Below are 2,552 nucleotides of genomic sequence, written 5' to 3' on the forward strand. Positions count from 1 at the left end.
GCCGAATTCTTAGTTATTAGCGGCAGGTTTATTTTTCTATTTTCCACTTTTCTAGAGTCCATCCTTCGTCCAATTTCTCAATAATCAATGTGTCATTCCAGACTCCCCAAGGAAATAGATTCTGTTGTTCATTTGTTAGTTCTTGTATTGTTTCCCTGTGCCAATTCACTGAATCTATAATTTGCCATCCCTCTCCGAAAGGATTGGTTGTTCTAAAATATCTTGGTGGTTTAAAGTCAGCTTCTAAATGTACATTTCCTATTTTTTCAACTATTTTTCTGTTGTATGCTGCTTGAAGTGCAAAACCTACATAAAAAAAAGAACCTTTCTGAATAAGGGAAATATCCTTCGTTTGTGTGGGATGTACATAATAGTAAACACGAATTAACTCCACTCCTTGTCGTTTGTCAGCAGGAATCCGGACACATTGTAGATAGATATGACCTTTGCTTGTTTTTAATTCGAAAATATCCCCAAGTTCTATTTTTTTTCTAGCCATATTTTTTTACTTGCCGCTAACACACGTATAGAAGCAACTAGTTGCACCTATATCTATTATATGTTCCTATCAAACATATTACTTTTAAGGATAGGATACAATTTAATCAAAGCACTTTTTATTTTTATGATGCGAGCAAAATGTAAAAAGATACTCTCCCATAAATAACCACTAAGTATGTACACACTTGACCAAATCAATCACAGCACAACTTCCAAAAACCCTTACCTTGACCCAACGTTTTACCCATAGGCGGCAAACCAACCGGATGCGTCAACACAATAGTCAGCTCTGGCCAACTTACTCATGACCGAAGGGAGTAATCGGCGAGCCGAATTCTTAGTTATTACCACACGTATTTTAATTTCCGTTTTTCTTTTTTTTCGGAGATGGCGGAGGAGGTGGCGGAATAATCAATAATTCAGTTTTTATTTCTTCCATTTCCTTTTTTGTAACAAACTTTAAGTTGTCAGATAATATATTATCTCGATTAATGAAACGAATATATAACTGACCAAAAGACTTTTTAGTTTCTTCGTTAGCAAAGTCGAATATATAGATTAAGGGGCTTTCATTTATTAAGGTCAAATAGTAAGTGATTTTTAAGTCAGATTTGTCAATTTCGGATTCAAATGCTATAAGTTCGGTTACAAGCTCATCTGAATCTGTTCCCTCATACCAATCAGAAAGATTTGATTCTGTGGTTTTGTCAGTTATAATTCTACCAATTTTTTCGCACTGAATTGTAAAGGGTGCAAATTCCGATTGAAACAGTTTTTTGTTTTCTTGTGAAAAACTGTTTATAGAAATAATTAGGATTAATGTGAGAATCTTGTTTTTCATATTCCAACTAACTAACATCAATTTAAGTTATTGATAATCAGTTTATTTGTAAATCCGAGATCTTCGGGTTTCAATTCAAATTTATCGATTTGTTTTTTAATACGGTTCATGAGCCCAAGTTTTCTTTTTTGATCCAGGAACAGGTATTGTTTCGGAGGTTGATATTCGACTTTTTTTGTGACCATGTTCCATATAATCACAGCAAGTTTTCTTGCTGTCGCGCTGGCGGCTGAATGTCTTCCCTTTCGATATGCGACTCTTCGGAAAAAGTCTGAAAGGTGGGTATCCATTAGGTTGCCAATGGCATTTGCTGCCTGGCGCAAGGCAATCTCCAATTGTCCTTAACCAAATCCATTCTCCAAAGGCGGATACCCATAAACGGCATACCAACCGGATGCGTCAACACAAAATTCAGCTCTGGCCTATCGGCGAGCCGAATCCTTAGTTATTGGGCAACGTCTTTTTTCAGTCGCACTTGATAAATCGTTCCGAAAATCAGTCCGATTAAACCACCAATATAACTAAAATTATGCATTGTTCCGACTGTCAAAAATGCATTTCGGTCAGTCACACTTTTTGGTATATTCCAATCTGTATTAATTCCTGAAATTATGAATTTACCAAATAATATTCCTAAAAGTCCAATTCCGACTGCGATTCCCAAAGTCCGAATCGTTGCTCCGTAAACACTTTTCCACATTATTTTAGAAGACGGTTGAATTAGTCCGACAATTCCGTTTACTGCTCCAATTATTAAACCTGTCCACCAAGTTGCCCAAAATCCGATTATCGCAACAGTTGCGTGTTCATTTTCAAATCCATATTCTACAAATCCGAATTGTTCAAATTTGAATTTGGTAAAATATTCGGGCGAAATCGAGTAAGATAGTTGGTCGTGAAGAATTCCATAAATTCCAGCCAAAATCGGTGTCAATATTATTGTTAAAATTAAAATTCCGATTTTTCTCGCCATCGTTTTTTTTAGATGTTGCACAACGAGTGCATATGTGTAGTATCGCCTCAGCGATATTAACACATATGTAGTGTTATTGATAGTGTTCCATGTTCCGATAAATATAATATCTTTTGTCCTCATAAGGAACACGGAGTATAAAAAACGACCAAAATAATGGAACTCTGTGCATTCTGACCAAATTAATCACAGCACAACTTCCAAACACCCTTCCCTTAACCCAACGTTTTACCCATA

4 protein-coding genes are annotated in these 2,552 nt (G+C 35.9%); all 4 read right to left on the bottom strand.

What is annotated here, in order from left to right; translation table 11 throughout:
* Positions 1 to 28: 28 nt before the first annotated feature.
* The 4 genes from JEM65_RS20885 to JEM65_RS20900 all read right to left on the bottom strand — a co-directional run bounded on the left by JEM65_RS20885 (position 29) and on the right by JEM65_RS20900 (position 2,315).
* On the bottom strand, positions 29 to 499 hold the full coding sequence (locus JEM65_RS20885; RefSeq protein WP_199603647.1) for a hypothetical protein: 471 nt from the start codon (positions 497 to 499) through the stop codon (positions 29 to 31).
* Between the two features lie 360 nt (positions 500 to 859).
* The gene (locus JEM65_RS20890) at positions 860 to 1,342 is read right to left on the bottom strand and encodes a hypothetical protein (RefSeq protein WP_199603649.1); all 483 of its coding nucleotides are present in this window, start codon (positions 1,340 to 1,342) and stop codon (positions 860 to 862) included.
* Between the two features lie 17 nt (positions 1,343 to 1,359).
* Positions 1,360 to 1,677 (bottom strand): hypothetical protein, encoded by a 318-nt coding sequence (locus JEM65_RS20895; protein ID WP_199603651.1) that lies wholly within the window; start codon positions 1,675 to 1,677, stop codon positions 1,360 to 1,362.
* Positions 1,678 to 1,787: 110 nt separating this feature from the next.
* Positions 1,788 to 2,315 (bottom strand): hypothetical protein, encoded by a 528-nt coding sequence (locus JEM65_RS20900; RefSeq protein ID WP_233530773.1) that lies wholly within the window; start codon positions 2,313 to 2,315, stop codon positions 1,788 to 1,790.
* Positions 2,316 to 2,552 lie beyond the last annotated feature (237 nt).

The organism is Gelidibacter salicanalis, assembly GCF_016469035.1.
GTDB lineage: Bacteria > Bacteroidota > Bacteroidia > Flavobacteriales > Flavobacteriaceae > Gelidibacter > Gelidibacter salicanalis_A.

What these genes read in the sequence shown, in the direction of transcription:
- JEM65_RS20890 (WP_199603649.1), bottom strand. Translation starts at nt 1,342, where the DNA reads ATGAAAAACAAGATTCTCACATTAATCCTAATTATTTCTATAAACAGT.
- JEM65_RS20885 (WP_199603647.1), bottom strand. Translation starts at nt 499, where the DNA reads ATGGCTAGAAAAAAAATAGAACTTGGGGATATTTTCGAATTAAAAACA.
- JEM65_RS20900 (WP_233530773.1), bottom strand. Translation starts at nt 2,315, where the DNA reads ATGGCGAGAAAAATCGGAATTTTAATTTTAACAATAATATTGACACCG.